At 37.7% G+C, this 22,391-nt stretch carries 32 protein-coding genes; 29 read left to right on the forward strand and 3 right to left on the reverse strand.

The annotated features are described in order from the left end of the window. Nucleotides 1–14: 14 nt before the first annotated feature. From AC4CUY_RS05630 to AC4CUY_RS05730, 21 genes are all read left to right on the forward strand, one after another. Nucleotides 15–1,367 (forward strand): DUF4055 domain-containing protein, encoded by a 1,353-nt coding sequence (locus tag AC4CUY_RS05630; RefSeq protein ID WP_419278246.1) that lies wholly within the window; start codon nt 15–17, stop codon nt 1,365–1,367. 3 nt (nt 1,368–1,370) lie between these two features. Continuing rightward, the gene (locus AC4CUY_RS05635) at nt 1,371–2,498 is read left to right on the forward strand and encodes a minor capsid protein (protein WP_004724997.1); all 1,128 of its coding nucleotides are present in this window, start codon (nt 1,371–1,373) and stop codon (nt 2,496–2,498) included. A gap of 42 nt (nt 2,499–2,540) precedes the next feature. Beyond that, on the forward strand, nt 2,541–2,822 hold the full coding sequence (locus tag AC4CUY_RS05640) for a hypothetical protein (RefSeq protein WP_004724996.1): 282 nt from the start codon (nt 2,541–2,543) through the stop codon (nt 2,820–2,822). Between the two features lie 97 nt (nt 2,823–2,919). Continuing rightward, entirely contained in the window at nt 2,920–3,651 is a 732-nt protein-coding gene (locus AC4CUY_RS05645) for a hypothetical protein (protein WP_004724995.1), read from the forward strand. Between the two features lie 3 nt (nt 3,652–3,654). Next, complete coding sequence (locus tag AC4CUY_RS05650) at nt 3,655–4,626, forward strand: major capsid protein (RefSeq protein ID WP_004724994.1); 972 nt, start codon at nt 3,655–3,657, stop codon at nt 4,624–4,626. A gap of 41 nt (nt 4,627–4,667) precedes the next feature. Then, entirely contained in the window at nt 4,668–5,078 is a 411-nt protein-coding gene (locus AC4CUY_RS05655; RefSeq protein ID WP_004724993.1) for a hypothetical protein, read from the forward strand. A 7-nt stretch (nt 5,079–5,085) separates the two neighbouring features. Further along, a complete protein-coding gene (locus AC4CUY_RS05660; RefSeq protein WP_419278242.1) occupies nt 5,086–5,469 on the forward strand; it encodes a hypothetical protein in 384 nt (127 codons plus the stop codon). Further along, on the forward strand, nt 5,469–5,858 hold the full coding sequence (locus AC4CUY_RS05665; protein WP_004724989.1) for a hypothetical protein: 390 nt from the start codon (nt 5,469–5,471) through the stop codon (nt 5,856–5,858). Before AC4CUY_RS05660 ends, AC4CUY_RS05665 begins: the two co-directional genes overlap by 1 nt. Further along, on the forward strand, nt 5,842–6,210 hold the full coding sequence (locus AC4CUY_RS05670) for a hypothetical protein (protein ID WP_004724987.1): 369 nt from the start codon (nt 5,842–5,844) through the stop codon (nt 6,208–6,210). Before AC4CUY_RS05665 ends, AC4CUY_RS05670 begins: the two co-directional genes overlap by 17 nt. 62 nt (nt 6,211–6,272) lie before the next feature. Further along, nucleotides 6,273–6,632 (forward strand): hypothetical protein, encoded by a 360-nt coding sequence (locus AC4CUY_RS05675; RefSeq protein WP_035372415.1) that lies wholly within the window; start codon nt 6,273–6,275, stop codon nt 6,630–6,632. Between the two features lie 209 nt (nt 6,633–6,841). Beyond that, nucleotides 6,842–7,222: a hypothetical protein gene (locus AC4CUY_RS05680; RefSeq protein WP_419278240.1), complete on the forward strand. Its 381-nt coding sequence runs from the start codon at nt 6,842–6,844 to the stop codon at nt 7,220–7,222. Next, nucleotides 7,219–7,629: a hypothetical protein gene (locus tag AC4CUY_RS05685; protein ID WP_419278239.1), complete on the forward strand. Its 411-nt coding sequence runs from the start codon at nt 7,219–7,221 to the stop codon at nt 7,627–7,629. Before AC4CUY_RS05680 ends, AC4CUY_RS05685 begins: the two co-directional genes overlap by 4 nt. A gap of 182 nt (nt 7,630–7,811) precedes the next feature. Then, nucleotides 7,812–8,579 carry a KilA-N domain-containing protein gene (locus AC4CUY_RS05690; protein ID WP_419278238.1) on the forward strand — a complete coding sequence of 256 codons (768 nt, stop codon included), beginning with the start codon at nt 7,812–7,814 and terminating at the stop codon, nt 8,577–8,579. After that, a complete protein-coding gene (locus tag AC4CUY_RS05695; RefSeq protein ID WP_490773791.1) occupies nt 8,576–8,938 on the forward strand; it encodes a hypothetical protein in 363 nt (120 codons plus the stop codon). Before AC4CUY_RS05690 ends, AC4CUY_RS05695 begins: the two co-directional genes overlap by 4 nt. A gap of 64 nt (nt 8,939–9,002) precedes the next feature. Next, a complete protein-coding gene (locus tag AC4CUY_RS05700; RefSeq protein ID WP_490773792.1) occupies nt 9,003–9,917 on the forward strand; it encodes a phage tail tube protein in 915 nt (304 codons plus the stop codon). A gap of 2 nt (nt 9,918–9,919) precedes the next feature. Beyond that, entirely contained in the window at nt 9,920–10,405 is a 486-nt protein-coding gene (locus AC4CUY_RS05705) for a phage-derived protein YdaY family protein (protein ID WP_154129854.1), read from the forward strand. Nucleotides 10,406–10,446: 41 nt separating this feature from the next. Further along, entirely contained in the window at nt 10,447–10,647 is a 201-nt protein-coding gene (locus tag AC4CUY_RS05710; RefSeq protein ID WP_419278234.1) for a hypothetical protein, read from the forward strand. Between the two features lie 317 nt (nt 10,648–10,964). After that, nucleotides 10,965–11,123 carry a hypothetical protein gene (locus AC4CUY_RS05715; protein WP_004724970.1) on the forward strand — a complete coding sequence of 53 codons (159 nt, stop codon included), beginning with the start codon at nt 10,965–10,967 and terminating at the stop codon, nt 11,121–11,123. A 78-nt stretch (nt 11,124–11,201) separates the two neighbouring features. After that, on the forward strand, nt 11,202–15,902 hold the full coding sequence (locus tag AC4CUY_RS05720) for a tape measure protein (protein ID WP_490773793.1): 4,701 nt from the start codon (nt 11,202–11,204) through the stop codon (nt 15,900–15,902). A gap of 64 nt (nt 15,903–15,966) precedes the next feature. Further along, nucleotides 15,967–16,302 (forward strand): hypothetical protein, encoded by a 336-nt coding sequence (locus tag AC4CUY_RS05725; protein WP_239046260.1) that lies wholly within the window; start codon nt 15,967–15,969, stop codon nt 16,300–16,302. Between the two features lie 98 nt (nt 16,303–16,400). Then, nucleotides 16,401–16,943, forward strand: a complete 543-nt coding sequence (locus tag AC4CUY_RS05730; protein ID WP_239046259.1) for a YajG family lipoprotein — start codon at nt 16,401–16,403, stop codon at nt 16,941–16,943. Between the two features lie 113 nt (nt 16,944–17,056). Here the strand turns inward: AC4CUY_RS05730 and AC4CUY_RS05735 are convergent, their stop codons facing one another. Further along, nucleotides 17,057–17,311: an Arc family DNA-binding protein gene (locus AC4CUY_RS05735; protein WP_490773794.1), complete on the reverse strand. Its 255-nt coding sequence runs from the start codon at nt 17,309–17,311 to the stop codon at nt 17,057–17,059. A 141-nt stretch (nt 17,312–17,452) separates the two neighbouring features. Here AC4CUY_RS05735 and AC4CUY_RS05740 point away from each other — a divergent pair, with 141 nt between their 5' ends. Next, nucleotides 17,453–17,623, forward strand: coding sequence for an Arc family DNA-binding protein (locus tag AC4CUY_RS05740; protein WP_490773795.1), 171 nt, complete (start codon nt 17,453–17,455; stop codon nt 17,621–17,623). Between the two features lie 68 nt (nt 17,624–17,691). Then, complete coding sequence (locus AC4CUY_RS05745; protein WP_490773796.1) at nt 17,692–18,570, forward strand: phage antirepressor N-terminal domain-containing protein; 879 nt, start codon at nt 17,692–17,694, stop codon at nt 18,568–18,570. 349 nt (nt 18,571–18,919) lie between these two features. On the opposite strand, the gene AC4CUY_RS05750 is transcribed toward AC4CUY_RS05745, so the two are convergent. Then, nucleotides 18,920–19,420, reverse strand: a complete 501-nt coding sequence (locus AC4CUY_RS05750) for a hypothetical protein (protein ID WP_490773797.1) — start codon at nt 19,418–19,420, stop codon at nt 18,920–18,922. A gap of 55 nt (nt 19,421–19,475) precedes the next feature. Then, complete coding sequence (locus tag AC4CUY_RS05755; RefSeq protein WP_490773798.1) at nt 19,476–19,730, reverse strand: Arc family DNA-binding protein; 255 nt, start codon at nt 19,728–19,730, stop codon at nt 19,476–19,478. A gap of 261 nt (nt 19,731–19,991) precedes the next feature. On the opposite strand from AC4CUY_RS05755, the gene AC4CUY_RS05760 reads away from it, so the two are divergent. The 6 genes from AC4CUY_RS05760 to AC4CUY_RS05785 all read left to right on the forward strand — a co-directional run bounded on the left by AC4CUY_RS05760 (nt 19,992) and on the right by AC4CUY_RS05785 (nt 22,344). Then, the gene (locus AC4CUY_RS05760) at nt 19,992–20,156 is read left to right on the forward strand and encodes a toxin-antitoxin system HicB family antitoxin (protein WP_490773799.1); all 165 of its coding nucleotides are present in this window, start codon (nt 19,992–19,994) and stop codon (nt 20,154–20,156) included. Between the two features lie 77 nt (nt 20,157–20,233). Further along, nucleotides 20,234–21,124: a BRO-N domain-containing protein gene (locus tag AC4CUY_RS05765; protein ID WP_490773800.1), complete on the forward strand. Its 891-nt coding sequence runs from the start codon at nt 20,234–20,236 to the stop codon at nt 21,122–21,124. Nucleotides 21,125–21,234: 110 nt separating this feature from the next. Further along, nucleotides 21,235–21,411, forward strand: coding sequence for a YdcA family protein (locus AC4CUY_RS05770; protein ID WP_004724938.1), 177 nt, complete (start codon nt 21,235–21,237; stop codon nt 21,409–21,411). Between the two features lie 3 nt (nt 21,412–21,414). Beyond that, nucleotides 21,415–21,732 carry a DUF4236 domain-containing protein gene (locus tag AC4CUY_RS05775; protein WP_004724935.1) on the forward strand — a complete coding sequence of 106 codons (318 nt, stop codon included), beginning with the start codon at nt 21,415–21,417 and terminating at the stop codon, nt 21,730–21,732. Between the two features lie 71 nt (nt 21,733–21,803). After that, the gene (locus AC4CUY_RS05780; protein WP_004724933.1) at nt 21,804–21,935 is read left to right on the forward strand and encodes a hypothetical protein; all 132 of its coding nucleotides are present in this window, start codon (nt 21,804–21,806) and stop codon (nt 21,933–21,935) included. 64 nt (nt 21,936–21,999) lie between these two features. Further along, nucleotides 22,000–22,344, forward strand: a complete 345-nt coding sequence (locus tag AC4CUY_RS05785) for a phage tail protein (RefSeq protein WP_419361748.1) — start codon at nt 22,000–22,002, stop codon at nt 22,342–22,344. Nucleotides 22,345–22,391: the final 47 nt, after the last annotated feature.

Consider the following 22,391-nt stretch of genomic DNA (forward strand, 5'->3'; position numbering starts at 1 on the left):
TTATTGGTATTAATATGGCAGTGACAGATCAACATCCGCAGTACGCAGCGGTCAAAAAGAGTTGGCAACTGATGCGAGATTCAAGCTCTGTTGCTGGCGAAGAAACCATAAAAGAAGCTACAACCAAGTATCTACCAAAATCAGCAGGTCAAATCGAAGCTGAAAAACAAAGTCCATTAGGTAAAGAGATTTACGCTGGATATTTGCAACGTGCTCAATATCCATTATGGGTCCAAGATTCATTGCGAACTATGATTGGTTTAGTTTCTAAACTTACTCCTGAAATTCAAATCAAAAGCAATTTGATGAAGCATTTAGAAGAAAATGCAACAAATGATGGATTCGGATTAAAGCAGTTATTCATTCGAATAGTTGAGCAGATTATTGAATTTGGCCGTTGTGGGCTTTACATCGATGTAGATGGTGATGGAAAACCTTATTTTGCTCTGTATGACGCACTGTCTATCATCAACTGGAAGGAAAACAGTGTTGGTGGTCGAAAGGACACCACTTTGGTTGTTTTAGAAGAACAACATAATGTGGGCGAGGATAAATACAGTCATACAACCAAGACTGTACAGCGCTCATTAGAATTGAATGATGGTACTTTTGAAGTGTTCCTGCACGACGGTGGGAAAACTGAAGAAAAGACTCCGAAAATTGGAGATAAAAATCTAGGTTTTATTACTTTTGTATTTATCGGTGCAACGAATAATTCGCCAAATGTTGGATCAATTCCATTGTTATCCATGGCAAAGGCTGCGATCAAGTATTACCAGTTATCAGCGGATTATTTTCAATCACTGCATCATACGGCTCATCCTCAACCATGGATTAGTGGCTTGTCCGATGATGACGAAATCAGTGTTACTGGTGTAATGGCTGTTTGGGATTTACCTCAGGATGCTGAATGCGGATATTTGGAGATTCAAGGCGTAGGAATTGATAAAACCAAAGCTGAAATGGATTCTCAAAAGAATGCTGCATTAGAAGCTGGTGCAAAGGTTATTGACACCAATACTCAAGAATCAGGTGAAGCACGTCGAGCAAGACAAGATGATCAGCACGCAAGTTTACACAGTATTGTGACTTGTGCTGCTGAAGGTATTGAGCAGGCATTAAAATATGCAGCGCAATGGCTTGGGCTAAATCCTAATGATTATGTGTTCACGGTAAAAGCTGAATTCTCAAATCAATCTTATGATATCAATTTGGCTAGGCAACTTTATGAAGGCGCATTGGCGGGAAAAAATTCATTCTCAACTTACTGGGATTACATTGCTACTGGCAAACTTCCTGAAGGTGGGTACCAAGAAGAATTGCTTAAGGTTGAACAAGAAACTGAAGGCACATTAAATATGGGTTAGACCATGAATAACTCGATTCAAGAGCAAGCGTTTCTAAATGCATTTATACAGCATCAAACTTATTTGCACCGGGCATCGAGTCAAACTGTTAATGAGATGTGGCAGGTTTTTAGCAATCAAACTAATGAAATGGTTGTGAAACTTCGTGATTTGCTGGATGAATTAAGCGATCAAGAGAAAGTAGCCTTATCTGGTGCACAATACACAACACCAAAGCTCAAAGAAGTGCGCAGCCTTATTGATGAATGGTTCCTAAGCTTGAGTGTCGCACTGCCTGAAACTTTTGCAGTAACAGCAACGGCTTTTGCTGTTTACGAGTCTATGTGGTTATCCAAGGCACTAAACAATTCAATTAAAGAGCCTGATAGCAAAAAACTGTATACAAAGATCAGGCACAAACCTTTAACTGGTGGTGCTTTGGTAGATAGTTTGCTTGAGAATATTGCCACTATAGCGCGCCAAAAAGTTGAATATACGATTCGAGATGGAATTAATTCTGGTCAAACTAATTATGAAATCATTAAACGAATTCGAGGTTATGACAAAACGATTGATGGAAAGAAAGTTCATTTTGATGGTTTGATCGATCAATCGTTTAAAGATGTGGATCGGGTGGTTAGGACCGCGCGAAGTCATGTGTCAAATCAATCTTATTTGTCTACTTGGGATGCTTTGGGATTTGATTTCTACAAGTTCTTTAGTGTGCTTGATGGTAGAACTTCATTACTGTGCGCGTCTTTAGATCAAACAACATGGCAAAAGGGTGATCCAAATATCAGGCATCCACCATTGCATCCCCATTGTAGATCAACTTTGCTTGGCGTAGATGCCGATGGGAAGGTTGCTGGATTAAGACCATTTGTGGCAGATAATCGAGCGATTAAGGATATTCCTAAAGATCAGCGTGATGGCAAGATAGGTCAAGTTGATGCTAATACTTCATATAAAGATTGGTTTCCAAATCAGAGCAAAGAATATCAAATTGAATGGCTTGGTAAGACTCGATATGAATTATGGAAAACTGGAAAATATCCAATTCAGCGATTTATTGACCCTTTGACTGATCGGAAATATACGTTGAAGCAGTTGAAAGAAATGGATCAAAAGACTTTCGAAGAACTTTTTATTTAGTGTAGTATATTTTTCAAGAATTGGAAAATTTTTGGAGCTTATATGAAATTCTCATACATTAATAAGGATGAAAAGAATGTTTCTGGTGAATGCGAAACATTTCACAATATAAATCTTGGGCATGGTAGTTCGTTGAAGGCTGCCAATATTGAAACAGATGTAATGGAAGCTATACTTGATGAAATGAATTTTTATCAGAAAACTAAAGGTATTGATTTTATTCCTGCTTTAAGATTTGCTGTTGATAATGAGGGTAATGTCTTTAATGCTGATGATTTGCCTGATTTAACTCCACTTGGATCAAAGTGGAAAATTATAGATTAATTTTTTAAGCCTAAAAGCACCCATCTGGGTGCTTTTTTATTGCCTGCGCAAAGCTCAGGTTCACAAATCCGCAAGGCGGTTATTCGAGGAATAGACAATGTCAGATGACAATAAAGTTGATTTAAACAACCCTGAAATTCAAGAAGCAATCAAAAATGCCGTAGATGAACAGGTCAAAGGCTTGAAGGCAAAAAATGATGAACTTCTTGGTAAGAACAAAGACTTAAACACTGAACTTTCAGGCATTAAAAAGCAGTTGGAAGGGGTGGATTTAACAGCAGTTAAAGACCTTCTTTCAAAAGCCAATATGGATGAAGAATCAAAACTGATTGCCGAGGGCAAGATTGATGAAGTCATTCAAAAGCGTACAGAAAAAATGAAGCAGGACCATGACAAACAACTACAGGCTGAAACTGAGCGGGCAAATAAAGCGGAAGCATATGCAAACCAGTTTAAACAGTCAGTAGTGAAAGGTCAGATCGCTCAAGCGTTCAGTGGTGTTGGTGGTTTATCAGAAGCGACAGACGATGTTACGGCTTTAGCTTTATCACAATTTGCTTTAGATGAAAAAGGCAATGCTGTGATGATCGATGCCAATGGCGAAACAATCATTGGGAAAGATGGCACAACACCATTGAGCCCTAAAGAATGGGTCGAAAGTCTGCGTGAAACCAAGTCTTATTTCTTCCCTAAAGCACAAGGCTCTGGTGCACCAGGTTCAGGAACATCAACTAAAAAATGGTCTGACTATACAGAATCAGAACGAGCAGCAATTGCTCGTGAAAATCCAAACGCATTTCAACAGTTATTAAAAACTAAGGAAAACTAATTTATGCCAGCTACTCGTATTGCGGATATTTTTGTTGGGGATTACTACCAAACATTAGATCCAGTGAACTCACCTGAAAAAACGGCAGTTTATCAGTCAGGAATCGTTACTAAAAACCCAGCTTTGAGTGATATTGCAAATAATGGTCAAGGCACTTCAACGATTTCTTACTGGCAGGATCTTGATGCCAGTGAAGAAGCAAACGTCTCTACAGACGATCCAGATCAAAAAGGTAAAGTGGGTAAAGCGTCGCAAGGCAAGATGCAAGCGCGTACTCTTTATTTGAACAAACCTTATGGCGTGTCAGATTTAACGACTGAGCTTGCCAACAGCGAACCAATGCAACACATTCGCAACCGTTATGGGAAGTATTGGGAGCGTCAATGGCAGCGTTATTTGTTAGGTGCTGCACGTGGTGTGATTGCATCTAACCTTGCCAATAATTCAGGCGATATGGTTATTGATGCTGGCGCAGCGATGACCGCGACAGCAATGCAAGATGCAGCATTTACCGCTGGTGATGCTGCTGATCAGTTTGCTGCAATTGGCGTGCATTCTGTTGTAATGAAGCAGATGGTGCAAAAAGACCTGATCGAGTATGTGAAAGACTCTCAAGGCAACATCATCTTAACTACTTACCTTGGTAAGCCAATCTTTATGGATGATGGTCTTACTTATGGTACTAAACAGTATCTTTCAATGTTCTTTGGTACGGGTGCCTTCGGTTATGGTGAAGGTACACCAACAAATCCAGTCGAAGTACAGCGTGATGCCTTAGGTGGTAATGGTGGTGGTTCTGAAATCATCGTAGAGCGTAAGACTTACATCTTACAGCCTGCTGGGTTCTCATGGAAAGGTGAGGAAGATCCAAATAAAACTCCAACAATTGCTCAGTATGCAAATGCTGCGAATTGGGAGCGTGTATTTGATCGTAAACTTGTGCCTTTTGCTGCGGTAATCTCAGGTACACCTTAATAAACTTGGCGGCTTCGGTCGCCTTTGCTTAGGAGAATAAAGTGAAAGTTATTTATACAAATACAATTCCTGAAAATCAGCAACCAAATATTTGCTACCGAACTTCATTTCTAGGTGTTATCTCTGCCGCAACTTCAGTTGAAGTCGATGATGAATTCCCAAATGCTGAGGCAGTAAAACAAGCCTATGCGTTCTTAAATGCTCAGGCTCTATCAGTTCAAGTTAATGTAGGCATCACGCCTGAATTACAAGCAGTTGTTGATGAAGCAAAAGCCGAGTGTGAAAAGGTGGTTGCAGAACGTGATGAAGCTTTAGACCAGCTTAAAACATCAAAAGGGGAATTTATTGCATTCCAAAATGATATTGAAGCAATGAAAGCCCGAATCACCGAATTGGAAGCAAACGCCGATAAAACGGATGATGAAAAACCGAAAACAACCAAAGCAAAGTAGGTGAGTCATGAGTTTTGTCACTGAATCAGAAGTTGAGCAAGCGCTTGGGGATACTTGGACCAGCCAAAGTGAAAGTGACAAGGCTCAACTTCTTAAGAAAAGTCGAGCATATTTAATCGCTCGCAATGTTAAAGATTATGAAAATGTTGATGATGTGCCACAAGATTTAAAAGATGCATCTTTTGAAATCATTAAAGGCATCATTGATAAAAAACTCTATATCGATAAAGACCAAGATCTTAAATCCAAACGAGTCAAAGCTGACAGTGTTGAAAGTGAAAAGGTATACCAAGATGGCTCCAAATCAATAAATGCAACTGAGCAATACATTTGGGATTTGATTAAGCCTTATACCAAAAAGTCTCGAGTTCAAATGGTAAGGAAATTGTGATGAATAACAACTACGTTCCAGAATGGCATATTTCACCTTTTGATCATTCAAAATACACACTTGTTCGCAATCAAGATCAGTTCGATCTACTGTTTGACGATGTAACTGATACACAAGAATTTATGCATTTGGGTGCTGGTGCTCAGGTTGATTATTACGACAAAGGTAAGCATTGCATTGTTCAATTGGGCGATTGCAGCGAAAGAACACTGATTGAAGTTCATGGGCTTTTACTACATGAAGCGGTTCATATTTGGCAGCGAATCAGAAAGCTAATGGGTGAGAAAAAGCCAAGCACTGAGTTTGAGGCATATTCAATTCAGCGTATCGCTCAAGATTTGTTTGCTATGTTTGAGGAAAGCGAGAGTTTGAATGGGATTGAGAGATGAACTACAAGCCGACATTGGAGAGGCATTTGATACTGATTTAGCTGATGCAATTACCACTTTCACTTGCTCCAAAGAAATCCAATCAGGTGATTTCGACTTTGAAACACAGACTTATCCCGTAGTGACTGTTGAGCAATATTCAGGACGTGGTGTTTTTGGCTCATATAAGCGTGATTTGGTAAAGCCTATTGATTACCAAATTGAAGATGTAAAAGCTACTGTGCTTCAAAATGAAGTAACGGGTGTGCCTCAGATTGATGATGTTTGGGTGGCAGGTGGTCAATTCAAAATTTTGAATGTAGGTAAAGATCCAAGCGGAAGTATATGGGTTTGCCAGTTGAGGAAAGTTTAGTAATTAGACAGTCTTTTATTTATCTGATAATTTTAATGTAATTCAAAAATGGGCATTCAACTTTGAACAAAAAAATCTTCATTTATTTCATCGTCGGATTAGTGCTTTCCTTTCAAGCTAATGCAGAGGTAAATAATACCTGTAATTGGATATCTGAATTAGCACAAAAGGTAATGAATAATAGAGTCAATGGAGTTCCCAAAAGTAAAATGATGGAAGAAATCCAAAAGCTAAGACTTGCTAGCGAAAATAGCTCTGATGAAAACAAGAAAAGATACTTGGCTGATCAAAGTGGCTTAACTGCAATGTTTACATCTGAGGTTTATGATATTGATGTACCTGAAGATAAAAAACTCAAAAAGCAAGCCGTAAAAAATTATCATGATAGTGTTTTTAAAGAATGTATTGCTGCTAATGAATAATTTATACCCACTTAGGTGGGTTTTTTAATGGGTGAAATATGTGGAAAGTGATCGAAATACATGACTCGATTCATGTAATCCCTGAAAATGACAAAAAACCTCATGACCAAAATCCTGACTGTAAATGTGATCCTATCTATGAAGATGGTGTTTATATTCATAATTCATATGACGAACGGGAGCTTACTGAAAATCTTTCGAGGTGTTAAATGGGCTGGAACGGATTACGACCATCACAATTCACACTCCAAGTATTGCGTGATGGCTCAGAACTACAAAGAAAAATAACCGCTGCAATGCTTCAAGGTGTTGTGCTTAAAAGTCCAGTCGATACAGGGGCTTTCAGAGGTAATCATCGAGTTTCAATTGGTAGTGTCGATTACACCAAAGATTTTCAGAAAATAGATAAATCAGGTACCACAACCATTGCTGATGGAATGGCTAAAGTACTGAGCGTCCAATTAGGTATGCGAGTTTTTATTAGCAATAATTTACCTTACGCAATTGCTCTCGAAAATGGACATTCAGGCCAAGCGCCTTTAGGAATTTATTCAATCACATTTCAGTCAGTTACGAGTAGATATAAATGATGACACTTACCGAGGCTGAAACAGTAATTCATAAGGAGTTACTAAGGATTGCAGTAAAAGAAGATTTAATAGTTGAAATGCCTAACAAACCACAAATCAATGGAAAGCCTTTTCAAGCACCAACCAAAAAAGCATGGAGTAAGGCATATATTCAATATGCGCACAGCAATATTGTTGGAATTGGAAATGAACCATGTGTACGTGACTTTGGGGCTATTTCCATTCAATGTTTCGCCCCTAAAGGAACAGGTCTGGTGGTGTTGTCTACGCTTTGTGATAAATGGAGACGGTATTTACAATCATTTAGAGTGGACGGTCTGGAGGTTTATTTAGTCCATGCACCACAAGATATGGATGATGATAATTTTTACGCAAAGATAGTTAGAGCTGAGTTTCGAGTGAACTAGTTTAATCACACAGCAAACCGGAATTACTTTTAAACGAACCTGTCCTTAGTGACAGGTTTTTTAATGCCTGAAATATGGCATCCAAGCCAACTAGGGTAGCTCCTGAAAGGAAGATGGTCGTTTCGACTACTCATTGCATCTTCTTGTTGGCTTTTTTCTTTATGAGTAGTCGGAGCATACCAATGAATGCAATTGTAAAAATTAAGTATGAAGATTATGACCAATCCTTTGATAACAATGGATGGTTTAATGCAACAGAAGCCGCGAAACAATTCAAAAAGCGTGCGAATGACTGGATCAACCTTGCTGAAACGAAATCATACATTCAAGCACTTTGTGAATACATGGGAATAAGTGAGCCAAAATCACTAATTAAAACTAAACGAGGTGGAAGTACCGTTACCAGTCAAAATGGTAACGCTCAAGGTACTTGGTTACATCCTAAATTGGCAGTCCCTTTTGCTCGTTGGCTTGATTCTCGTTTTGGGGTTTGGTGTGATCTGCAAATTGACAATCTAATTCGAACCAATCAAGCGCCACCTTCTGTACAAGATATGATTCGCCTGATGTTGTTGCCGACTGCAACTACATGGGAAAAACGTTTTCCTGATTCATATTACAAAGCCTTGGCAAAGATCACAGGAACAAAATTCAACAACCATATAGGTGGAAGTCCTGCAATTTTTGGGGACATCACAAATAAATGGATTTATCGAATCATTATGCCTAAAGAGGTTGTTACAGAACTTCGAGCAAATAAACGTGATGGTGAGAAAATGCATCAATGGCTTACAAATGGTGGTGAGCATATGCTTTCAAAGCAAATCAATGCAGTAGAAGTCATTGCAAACAGTTCCATTGATTACCAAGACTTTACAGCTCGGTGTTATCAAGCTTTCCCACAAGCGAAAGGTCAATTGAGATTAGTGATGCAGGAGTGCATGGCGTGAATGTGATTACGGGTAATGCCTATTTGATATTCGCATGTAGAAAAGCTTTTGAAAATGATACTGAAGTGGATTTTTTAATTGACGATGAAAAATATGTGATTCATGCAGCATCCAAAGCTAATCTATTTGATCTGAATGAAAAGCAAACTGAATTAGAGGCAAAATTCCCAAAGAGTAAAGTGATTATTACTCATAGACCATTATTCAATCTTATAGAAACTCTTGATCAGTTAGAGCAACTTGAATCTGCAATAGTTTCAGATGGCGGTCTAATTGATAGCAAACCTACAGGTCGAATAGTTGATGCATTCAACTGGGATCATAAGCACGATATTACAAAGCAATCTGGTCATTGTTGAGCAGACTTAAATCAATCCACCTCCTTAAAGGAGGTTTTTTTATGCCTAAATTAAGGAGAACTTAATGAGTTCTGGAGCTAAACAATTAACCCGAGTTGGTTTTGAAGCATCACCCGGTGTGATTGCAACCACTTGGAATACATTTGCATTTACCACAAATGGTTTAGATGCATCAGCACAAACTACAGAATCACAAACGATTAAAGATTCTCGTATTGCAGCTGGCACGTTGGTAACTGGTGTTGAAGTGCAAGGCGATATTGAGTCTGAATGGGCCTATGGCATTCAAGATGGAGTCTTAGAGCTAATTGCCTTCAATGCTTGGAATAGCAACGTTTTAACATTTGGTGGCACAACTCGAAAAACGCTTTCGATTATTCGTGGCTTTAGTGATATTGATAACTTCCAAGTTTTCACCGGTTGCCACATTAACCAATGGACTTTATCAATTCCTGATGGTGGCATTGTGACTTCTAAATTCGCAATTATGGGAATGAAGCGCACAGCTTATGAGGTTGCACCGACTGGTACCGTAACACCTGCAGTGGATGCAGTACCATTAACCAGTCTATCCACTGGTGACATCCTTATTGATGGTGAAAAGAAACCAGGAATGTGCATTACTCAGATTGAGCTAACCATTGATAATACAATGCAGATTCAGAAGTGCTTAGACTATGAAAATAACATTGCCGCAATCTTAGAAACCATTATGAAAGGCAGTGGTAACTTTACAATTGCATGGTCCAAAAACACTGCAGAGCTTTATGAAAAACAATTCTTAAATGAGCCGATCGGCCTTGAATATTCATTGAAAGATACTGCTGGTAATAAATACACGCTCAAACTACCTAAAGTTCAAGTATCTGCGCCTTTGCCAAGTGGTGGTGCTGGCGATGTATTAACTACCCAATTCTCGTTCACAGTCGCGGATGTTGCACCGACTCTTACACGTATTCCTGTAGTTGTGGGGCATTAATCATGTTAATTGAAATTGAAGAACAGAAGTCCATTGAATACGTTCAAGAATGGTTTGATTTTAAAGATGGCGTGAAACTACTCATTGCGAGTATTGATAAGCCATCATTTCAGCGCTCACTTGAACTCAATGGGATTCAAGCTGAGCAGGAACTTGCTGGTATTAAGGCGGTAACAGATGAAGGAGCGGTTAAGGCTAAATTAGGTTTTAACCGAGCTGTTTCACATTTGTTGCTAGGGTGGGTTGGGCTAGTCGGTAAGGATAAGAAGCCAATCGAATACAGCGCGCAAAATGCAGAGCTGATTTGTACAAGCTCAAAGCAATCACTTGAAATTATTGTCTTCATCATGGAAAAGGCTAAAGTGATCCATGACTCTAAGACTGAAGAGATTGCTGATGAAGTGGGAAAGTCATCAAGCACTACGAACAAAGAAACATCAAATGGTGCGAAGAAAAAACCGCAGAAGTCTACCAAAAGCTCGGCATAAAGCCACCTGAGCGATTAGAACCAAGCTTCACAGCAGATCACATGATTAAAGCCTTTAATTTAATTTCAAAGGCTCGACGGTTTATTGCTTTTCCGCAGGGTGGTGGGTTTTATGACTCACTCACTCTTGCTGATATCAAAAGCTATTTTGATGTGTACGGTTGTGACTTAAATCGAGGGCTTTTTGTTGAGTGTATTTTTGCGCTGGATGGGAAGTACTTGAGTGAAGTGAATAAAAAATGATGGTTCATTTGTAAAAAAGCTTAATACAAAACCAATCAAGTGATTTAGAAAAGCAAAAAGCCCATGATTCGCAGTCATTGGGCTTTTTTGTTTCCATCTCAACCGACAAGAGCAGAGAGAAAATAAATCTATGTCAGAGAAGAATACCAAATTTTTAGTGAAGTTTCTAGGAGCAACTATGGAAGCTATGAACTTAAAACCCGAAAGTTTTGTAAAAATTTTTTGGAATATCGCATTTATTGTAGTGTTAATAATGGTTGTGAATTTTATTTTGAAAGCCTCAGCCCACTATATTGGCATGTAATTTGGAGACATAGATGGGTGCCAAGATAAGCATAACTGGTGAAATGAGTCAAAAAGCTGCTGATAAAGTAAAAACCATCAACTCTCTTGCAAATTTGATACTTAAATTAGGAATAGCTAGTTCGGTTCTAATAGTTTCATTTGCATATTTTTACTCTCAAGTTCTGAAATAAACCGATCTTTTAAATGGTCGGTTTTTTATTGTCCGCAATGCGCCCTTAGGCGCTTTTTTTACGCCTAAAGGAAAAACCATGGCTGAACAACGCAGCACACTCATTATTGAAATTAGCTCAGAACAAGCAGCACGTAATGCACGTGCTTTAGATCGAGAGCTACAAAGTATCGAACGCACTGGTAATTACGCAACTACTTCAATGAACTCTATGTCAGTGGCAGCACGTCAATTGGCAGGGTATTTGGCAGGAGTTGTGACTGTTGGTACTGCGATTGCTAAGATGGATACTTATACTGGTTTAAATAACAAACTTAAATTAGTCACTAAGAGCCAATCTGAACTCAATAATGCAATGAACGATACCTTCAAAATCGCTCAAAACACTGCACAAGCATGGGATTCGGTTGCACAGATCTATCAACGTTTTTCCGACAATGCACAGCGTTTAAACATTACTCAAGCGAAAACTGCAGAATTAACTGACACAGTTGCTAAAGCAATCGCAATTAGTGGTGGTTCAGCTGCTTCGGCAGAAGCTGCATTAGTTCAATTTTCACAAGCTTTGGCTTCCAATGTTCTAAGAGGTGAAGAGCTTAACTCTGTTATGGAGCAAGCGCCTGGACTTGCAAAGGCAATTGCTCAAGGTATGGGAATCACAGTAGGTCAATTACGTTCAGTTGCTGCAGAAGGAAAGATTACAGGTGATGTACTTGTTGATGCTTTAACAAAGGCACGTGGCTCAGTAAATGAACTATTTGGCAAAACAGATTTCACTATTGCTCAGTCATTCACGCAATTATCCAATGAAGTCACTAAGTTTGTGGGCGAGGCTGGTAAAGGGAGTGGGGCTGCAAATGCAATTTCAGGATCTCTAACTTTACTCGCAGAAAACCTTAACAACGTAACCAACATTGCTATGATCGGTGGTGCTTATTGGGTCGGTACTTATATTCCAGCACTTTATAAAAGTGTAGTTGCAGGATATGGAAAAGCTACCCAATTAGTTGAACAAACAGCTATCCAATGGGCAGCGATTGAAGCTGAAAAAGTAGCCGCAGCACAAGAATTGGCTGGTGCAGAAGCTAAATTAGTAAATCTTCAAGCAACACGAGCTCAACTTGTAGAAGAGTTGAAACTTGAGTTAGCACGAAAGAAAAAACAAATTTCAGATCAAGGTGCAATTAATTCTGACATTAGAATGGGGCTTTTACGTCAACAACAAGCTGCTATTAATACTGAATTAACTGCCACTGAAAATGCTTTAGCAGCAGCTAGAACAAGATCAGCTGTAGCAAATAATGCAACAATGGGGGCTGGGCGTGGTTTACTCGGATTACTTGGTGGAGCTGGAGGATTAGTAGGTATTGTGGCAGCCGTTGGCGCATCAATGCTTTTAATGAGAGACAATACAGACTCAGCTACAAACTCCCTTAATATTCAAAAGCAATCGGTTAGAGAGATTGCAGCTGAATATAGTAAGTTATCAGCAGCTAAACTTATCTCAGAAATGGATGAAATTGATAAAAGAATCAAAAAATCACAATCTGATGCTTCAAAAGCTAGAGATAGCTTATTGGGAATGGTAACAGGTAATTCTGAGTCAATAAGTAATGAAGAAATTAAACGTCAAAACCTAATGCTTGATCAACTTAAAAAGATCAAGGAAGAAGGTTTAAGTACAGCTGCTGCACTTCAGAATCTGAGTAAATCAAAATTATTTACAGATGGGGAGATTAAAAGTGCGCAGCGTTATTTTGCTCAATTAGATGAGGGTATAAGTTCAGCACGTGAATTTGGTTATCAGAAAGAATTAGCAAACAGCTATATGGCTAAAGCTTCAGGTCTTTATGAGGAAAATGCAGACAAAATTTCAAAGCTCACAAACGAGTCTGAGCGTTTAAATGAGTCATATTCAAACTCTAAAGAGTCAATTGTTAAATCAGCTGAATCCTTTCTTCAAATCAGTGAAAATTCTGGTGCCTCAGCAAAACAATTAATTATTGCTAAAAATGCTCTAGATAGTTATAACAAAGGAACAATTTCAGCAACGCAATTATCGCGGATATTTTTGGAAAATCTTCCAATTCCTCAAAAAACAATTGATTCATTTATTGCTCAATCAAAGCAAGCTGATGGCTACAAGAATTCAGTAGCTGGTGTGAACGTTGAGCTTAAGAAGCAAATTGATTTTAGAAATACTTATTTAAGTCAGCATCAAGGTGTTTTAGCTGCTGAAAAAGAGGTAACCGAAGAGAAACGGAAGCAATTGGCCAATGAGCAGAGACTAAGTGAACTCCGAAAATCTGCCAACAAATCAATGCTTGACGATAATTATTGGATTAATACTTATAATCGAGAATTGAAAAATATTGGTGGTGATAAACAGAAAGCTTCAACTTTTGCTGATTTTGCACTTAATTGGCGAAAAGAGAACAAAATCGAAAGAGATGTTCAGTTAACCACCGAGCAAGCTAAAATTTTAAATGATCTGTGGGTCTTAGATCAGAAGCGTAAAACACTATCGGATGAAGCAAGTAAATCCGAAAAAGATCGAACCAAAGAAATGGAGGCTCAACAAAAACTGCAAGCCAAACAAGCTGTATTACTTGCGGGGAATAATGAACAGACTCGTAATATGCTTCGAGTTTATCAATCCTTTCGTAATGCAGGTTTAGGTGATAAACAAGCCCGCGTAATGACAGCTCAAGTTGGCCGTGAAAATGATTTTCGTAACAGTGATATGTTTGGAAGTCACAAGGATGCGAATAACGGCTATACAAATACTGGCTTTATCTCTTGGCAGAAAGGTCGTTCAACTCAACTCATGCAGTTTTTACAAGGGCAAGGTGTTCTTGATAAGAACGGTAAGATTCAACAATCTCAAGATGCTTTAGATGCAATGGCTAAATTCTTGATGCAGGAAATTGCAACTGGAAAAAGTTATGGGAAAACTAAGAACGCCTTAAACGATGACAATCTTAGTTATCGAGAGCTAGAAAAAATTGTTGGTCAAAACTTTATTGGATGGGACTACAACGGCAAAAAGTTAGGTAAAGATAAAGCTTCACAACATCTTTCTAAACAAGATAATTATTTTAATCAAATTAGTAAAATTTTAGGTGCAAATCCTGAAAATGTAATGAGTTCGATTAAAGATTTATCTAAGTTTGAAGATGAAGCTTTTAAAGCTCGCGCCAAAACAGAAGATGAAATTAAGCAACTTCAAGCTAAGTATGATACTGAAGCAATTACACGCTCCAAAGCGAGAGAAGAAGCAATTAATGAAGCGACTGTGTTGGGGCAGCTAGATTTACTCCCAAAAATCAAAGAACGCTACGATGCCCAAGATAAGTTGGCTAAACTCCAACAAGATTATGAGCTCAATGGCTATAAATATACCGAGGATCAAAAGCTAATCTATCAGCGTGATTCAGCTAAATTTAGTTTAGATTCAGAGGGCAAGTATAGCGACGATGTAAAAGCACTTCGTAAAAAGGCTTATGATGATCTTTATGATTATGAGCTTGAAAAGTCAAAACTTGCTAAAGAGCAGCAATTACTCCAAACAAAAGCATTTTATATGTCTGAGTTACAAATGGCTCAGGCAAAATATGATATTGAAAGGAGGCTTTTAGATCAGAGCAATGAAGATCCAAAAGAGCAAGCATTTAAATCACAAATGCTTGCTCTTCAACATCAAGCTGATTTAAGTACACGTTTAAGAGATGCCTCAACAGGTTGGGAATCTGTACAAGCCCAAATGAATGGATCTACAGGGCGATACCAGGTTAGCCAAGATAGACTGAGCCGAATGGGGGTTTCACAGAATTTACTTGAAACACAGAGTGCTGATGTTGAAAGACAGGAACAAGAGCCAGGCGCTGATTTACAAAAATTAGCTGAGGTTCGGGAACAAATTTGGGCTGATCACAATAAGCGAATGATTGATATTGAAAATCAGTATCAAACGGATTCATTGAATTTGCAATTAACCCAAGCTCAACAATTAACTGGTTCATTTGCAAATATGTTTAAAGGTATTCTTGGTGAAAGCTCAGGTGCATATAAAACAATGTTTGCAATGCAACAGGGCTTTGCGCTTACTCAAGCTGGTATGAATTTATGGTCGTCTGTTTCAGATGCTTATGCTAAAGAGCCAGGTACTGTATGGCAGAAAGTTGCCGCAGGTGCTAAGGCGGCTTTGGATCAAGGAACATTCTTAGCAATGATCCAAGCAATTACCCCTCAAGGTTTTGCAACTGGTGGACACATCACAGGTAAGGGCACTGGAACTAGTGATGATATTCCAATCATGGCATCCAATGGCGAGTTTATGATGCGTCAGTATGCTGCCTCTAAAATTGGTCTAGTTGCTTTAAATTATATGAATCAGACTGGAGAGATCCCATTTCAAAGTGAATATCTTGGTATGAAATCTCAGTACTTAGGTTCTGCTCAACCAGATTTAAATGTTCAAAAATTTAAAGATGGAGGGTTGGTTGGCGTTTCTCGTTTAAATAATGCTGATACAGAAAGAAGTCAGTTTAATTCGGTTCAGCAGACTAATATTGGATTATCTCAGCCAAAAGTCACAATTATTAATCAAACCTCGCAACCTGTAGAAGCTACAACTCAGTGGGATGGCAGTGAGTTACAAGTGGTTTTAAAGGAGATGCAAAAGCAAAATGAGGCACAAACCAAGTCTTTAATTTCTCAGTCTTGGCGAGATGCTGAACGTCAAGGTGGTGCTTTGGATAGAATAAAAAAAGGTAGATAGCCACCTCGGTGGCTTTTATTTTAATTTATTGATATTTTATAAGCACTTTAAGGAGTGCTTTAGAATGAGAAAATTATTACTGATTGGTGTTTTGGGTTTTAGCTCAATTTCCAGCAATGCTATTGCAAGCCAATTTTGCGACATGATTGAAAGAATTTCGTATCAAACCATGCTATCAAGACAGCAAGGCGCTCCATTATCTAAAGAAATGGGAATAATTAATGAAATAGCTAAGACAGAGAGTCAAGGCTCGAAAGCAACACAGATTTTAAAGAAAATTGTCATTTCTGCTTATGAAGAACCAAAATACGAAACTAAAGAAAATCAAGAAAGAGAAGCTCAAGAGTTTTCTAATGATTGGACTTTGGCATGCTACAAACTTGAAGATAATTATAAATAAAACCCACTTAGCTGGGTTTCTAGTTTTAGTTTACTAAATCTTCACTTTATCTTTACTCTTTGTTACATTGGTAGCACTTTATAACAATGGTTATTTAAATGAAAAAGTTGGTTTTAGCAGCATTAGTTGGTCTTGGTGTAGTTTTAAGCGGGTGTTCAACCACCATGCCTATTAATTATGTGGCATCCCCAACCATTAAAGGACAGGGGGATATTGGAGTGGGTGTATTCAAGTATATTCCAGCGGACAAGGGTTTGGTAAAGGCTAATGAGTTTCAAAAGCCCGCAGCTGCACTAGGAACAATGTATATGTCAGACAAGGCTGATGCATTGTTGAAATCCTCACTTACAAAAGAGCTAATTGCTGCGGGATTTAATCCAGAACAAAATGCAGAAATACAAATATCAGGTAATATTCAAAAATTTGAATATGACTGGATAGGCTTTATTGAGGTTGATTTTTACTTAGATGTTGATTATTTGGTAACTAAAAGTGGTCAAACTGTTTATACAAATACTATAAAAACTCATGTAGCTTCACCAAAAGCAATGGGTGGTACTGATTCAGAAGCTGTGAGATCTGCAATTTCATCAAATATTGGTGATTTATTTCAAGATTTGAGATCCAAGAAAATTCTATAAGGATTTACAAGATTTAAAAAACCCACCTAAGTGGGTTTTCTTTAATTCAATGAAAATAAAGTTTATCTTCTTTGGTGATATGTGATTCCATTCTTGCCCAAGGAAATGATCGATTAGTATTTGCCCTCAAGTGCATCAAGCCTAATTATTGAGTCATATTCAAATCCCTCAAGCCTTTCAACAATTTCTTCAAGTTTTTCAACACGAGCAAGAAGATCCTTAACCTGATCATCATTCTCAAACGTCATTTCAAGTCGTAGAATTAATTCGGCAGTCAAGGTTCTACCATTATCTTTAGCAGCATTATCTAGTTTATCTTTAAGCTCAGCTGGTATTCTGAAGTTAACTTGAGGGTCTGTCCGCGCCATTGTTTAATTGACCATTATGTTCATTTGAACAAACTATAGTGTGCTATAAAAAAATAGTCAAAAATTATTGACGCATTATAAAGCACGTGATTTAATGTGATTGTGATGTATATTTACATCACTTGCTATAAGGAGATGATAATGGCAAGACAAGATCCGCAGGTTAATGTGCGTATACCTGAAAAAACTTTGGAGCGATTTAAAGAGGAAACTCAAAAAGATCGAAGAACTATTACAGCTCAAGTGAACTTGATCATTGAAGAATGGTTAGAAGCTAGAGCAAAGAAAGAAGTGCAATTATGCAATCAATAGACATTAAAAAACCCCTAACTATCTTGGCGGATGAAGGGGCTTTTAAGGTCAACATAAAGGAAATTATTATGACTTCAAACAATTTACCACAAGTTGTTAAATTCAACAACCAAGATGTACCAGTGTTCTTTCACGAAAATAAGCCTTATGTTGCAATGAAACCGATTTGTGAAAATATAGGACTTGATTGGGTATCTCAGCATAAACGTATTCAACGAAATCATGTGCTTAATTCAACTATGGTCATAATGACCATAGTTGCTCAAGATGGTAAAAACCGTGAAATGGTTACTTTGCCAATTGGTTTTTTAAACGGCTGGTTGGCAGGTGTTGACATTAATAAGGTCAAACCTGAAATTAAAGACACACTCATTAAATACCAACTTGAATGCTATGATGTTTTGTATAAGCACTTCATGTCTAAAGTTGCTGAAATACACCCTAATACAATCACGGCAGAACAACAGCAAGCAATCAAAGACGCTGTGCTTCGTAAAGCGCAAAGAGATAAGCGAACTTATCAATCTATTTATCATGAGTTCTACAATGTATTTGATATTCCACGTTATCAAGAATTGCCATTAAGTCGATTTGATGAGGCGTTAAAGTGGCTGGGAGATGGCTGGTATCAGCACAAAGCACCAACGCAAAATGTAAGCAATGAACCATATGAATTGGTTCGTAAATTAACTGAAGCAATTCTTGCTCAGAATGGCGCTATGAACAATGTTTGGAAAGCGTTAGAGTTAGTAGCTCCAAATGATTTCATTTATTTTCATCAGTACATCATGGAATCCAATGTATTAGCTCGAAAGGTTAGTATTGGATTCGATTTCAAAACCAAGTGTGGCACACCATTGGTTGATCAATATTGTAGAACGATCAATTTTTCAACTGGTGCAAGAATGGGTGTGAATCCTAAATGGTTTAATGCGCCAGCGTGGTAATTTAACAAACCTCCCTCGGGAGGTTTTTTAATACCTATTTATTTGGATTGGTCGGAGGCAAAATGTTCTCTGCAATCTTATGACCTATATCTACCAATGATGGCATTCGATCTGTTTTAACCAGCCAGAACAAAAAAAGAATTCCGCAAATTATTAATATTGTCTTTCTCATCAGTACACCAAGAGATAATTGTTATGAAAATTGAAAGTATCGTATTAGTCGAAAATCGTCTACATGAAAATTCGACACAAATTTATTTTGAGAACTTATGTTTTGATGGAGATGAATTCTTTGTACCAGTTGGGAATTACACCCAACCGATTGGATTTTTGAAGTTTAAACAAATTGCTAAGAAAGGCTGCTTTGAATTATCCGAACTAGTGTGCCTAGATTATCCCAACCCAAATCCACAATTTTCGTTGTCAGGTGTTTTATACTCTCGGCAGGAAGCGATTCGAGCGCAGAAACTATTTGATTCTTTTGGTCGGGTGGTAGATTTGACTCATTAATGCGAGCTAAAAGTAACTGCCTAAACTGCTCAGTATCAATTTTTATAGTGACTGTGCTTAGAATGGCAGACAATCCACCATCATTTGCTAAAAAATCTAAACCATTTTGATTGATTGTAGGCATTCCAAATTGAAGCCTTTTAAGACCATCCATTGATTTTGAGCTCATTGTACTTCGCTCTTCAACAAGATTGTGTTGCTGCAAATAGTAGAGGTTAGAGATAGCTTTCTTATATTCCAAACTTCCTGATTGATAGTCTTCTGTGAAATCATAAAATTCAGGATATGCTGAACTCATTTTTTCCAATAATTCAAGTTGTGGTTGTCGGTCTAAAATCATCTAAACATCCTTGTTGAAAAAACTTTAATTTCATATAGTGGAAATTATATTGAAGTTATTTTGTTTTTTTTAAAGCTTCGATGCTTACTTGGAGACCACCAAAACGGAATGAAAGTTCTTCCATTAACTCTTCAGTAGGAATATCTCGAATACTTTGAGATTCATTTTTATAGCTAGCTTCTAGTCTTGCAATAACTTCTTGATTTATCGAGCGTGTGTTCTCTTTAGCTGAGAGTGCAATCTTTTCTTTAAGTTCATCCGACCAGCGCAAATTGTATTGGGTGGTAAGATTGCCGCCATTTTTACTCATTTAACAACCTACTAATGAATAGAGTTATAACGGTATAGATATTAAAGGTATTAAGCAGGTATTAGCAAATGTTTTAAAAACATTAGGTTTAAGTTTTAGCTAAACATTCCTTAAACCCATTGAGCGGATTTATATTAAACATTTTTAAAACATTAATAGAATAAATAATATGTATGAAATTTAATATTAATCAGGTATTGACAAAGTACCTGATTGGTGTGAATATCCTTATACCTGATTAATATTGATAGGAGTGAGCAGGTGTTGACCAAACAGCAAAAAAAAATTCAGTACAATCTAAGAATTGATCCTGAGCTACACAAGTGGTTGAAGGAAATTGCAAAAGATAATGAAAGGCCTGTGAATTATGTAATTAATCAAGCCATCAAAGGTTTTCGTAAAACAATCGAGAGTGCGAAAGCATGAAATCAACAGGCACAAAAAAACCTTGCCTTCCGCCAAGATTAAACAAGGTTATTTGAGCTAATACAGGAATATCAACTATGACAAGTTTAGCATTAAGTTTTAACGATGTAAATTTTTCACCAGTGGAGCAGAATGGTCAAATTTGGCTAACTGCAAGCGAGTTGGCTAAAGCCCTTGGTTATGCAAAATCGGATGCAGTGACTCAGGTTTATGAGCGTAATCAGGATGAGTTTAATTCATCAATGACAACGACCCTCAATTTAAGTATCAATGATTCTGTCGAGACCCTCAATTTGAGTGTCTCGAAGAAAAGCAAAAATTTAACTAAAACGATCCGCATCTTTTCACTTCGTGGCTGCCACTTAATCGCAATGTTTTCCAAAACAGATATTGCCAAGCAATTCCGCAAATGGGTACTCGACATTCTTGATAAAGAAGTTGGAAATCCAATTGCTAAAACTCACAAAGAAGAACGAGAACCCCTAACCAGTGCTGTAAATCTTCTCGTGGCTAAGACTAAACACTTAAACTACAGTGATGCATACAAGCTCGTTCATCAACGTTTCAACGTAAAACACATTGATGAGATTCCTTACGATGAAATACCAGTCGCTGTGGAATATGTTCACCACTTGATTGCTTTGTATAGTCAGACGGAAAAACAGGGCTCGTTGTTTGATAAAGATGATTATGAGTTGATACGCCAAATGACAGAGGCAATTCTTGCTCAGAATGGCGCTATGGACAATGTTTGGAAGGCTTTAGAGCTAATAGATCCATTGTTTATCAACAATTATGCCAGCTACATCTTAAAATCTAATTCATTGGCTAGAAAAGTTAGCGCTGACTTTGATTTTCGGAATAAACGCGGTCAGCCATTGGTTGATTCATTCTGTAGAACAATTAATTTATCATCAGGTCATCGAATAGGTGTGAATCCTAAATGGTTTAATGCGCCAGCGTGGTAATTTAACAAACCTCCCTCGGGAGGTTTTTTACTACTATTTAGTCTAATTAATGTTCACACCATCTTTACCATTTGTTACATTAGTAGCACTTTATAATAATTGGTATCGATATGAAAAAGATCGCATTGGGGTTGGTTTTAGCATTAGGTTTTGCTTCATTCTCTGATGCTGGGCGAGGTCGTCAACCTTGTTCGGGTAGTAAGGGTGGGGTAAAGCATTGTCAGGCAGGTAAATTTGTTTGCAATGATGGTTCAATTAGTGGATCTAAGAAAATTTGCGGAAAATAAGCAATGGGATTTAATTTTAGAAAAAGCATTAAAATTATGCCTGGTGTTCGTGTGAATCTCACTAAAAAGGGAGTTTCAAGCGTATCTGTTGGGAAAAATGGTGCAAGAGTTAATGTAGGTAAAAAGGGCACAAGAACTACAGTTGGATTGCCAGGAACAGGGTTATCCTATTCGTCTTATTCACCTAGAAATAAACAAAGTAAGGTGAAGACACCACTTTCATCAAATCAAGACTCTAGAGATGCTGGATCATTTAAGGGAGTGTTTAAATTCTTATTAATTTTAGCTGTCATCGTATTCTTTCTTTACTTGATTTTTTAATGCTAGAGCCTTTTAGAAAGCACCGTAGGGTGCTTTTTTAACGATTGCGATATTGCTTAAGAAGATGCTTTATGTCTGCTGTTAGTGCTTCAGCTTCTTGTATCGGAATTATTTTAGCAATGGCTATATTAATGTTTTTACAAAAGCCAATTGGTCATGAAAGTGCTGATGGCTCTAAGATTAATGAAGAGGAATCAACTTAGTATTTCTAAGTCCTATTATTACCAAACCCACTCATCTGAGTGGGTTTTTTATTGGACGCAATTTATGAGCAATGAAAAATTTACATTTCCATGTGATCTAGATGGAAACTCAGGCAAACAAAACTTCAATATTTTGACTTCTAAATTTGGAGATGGCTACGAACAGAATATCTCAGTAGGCATCAACAATAAAAAGGGGGAGTGGCCTTACAAATTCACATCTACCAAGGAAGAGATTCTTCAAATCAAAGCTTTTTTTGATCGACATAAAGGGGCTGATTCATTTCTATGGATTTCTCCATTGGATGGTGAGGTGAGAGTTAAAACAGATACAAGCTATACACCTAGTCAAGTAGGTGGAATGATTTGGACTATCTCCACCACTTTCACCCAAGTTTTTTACCCTTAAATTTAATCAACTTCACGCCCCACTAGCTGGGGCTTTTTAGTGAGAAA

It is taken from the genome of Acinetobacter sp. 778_lipA, from assembly GCF_058242985.1.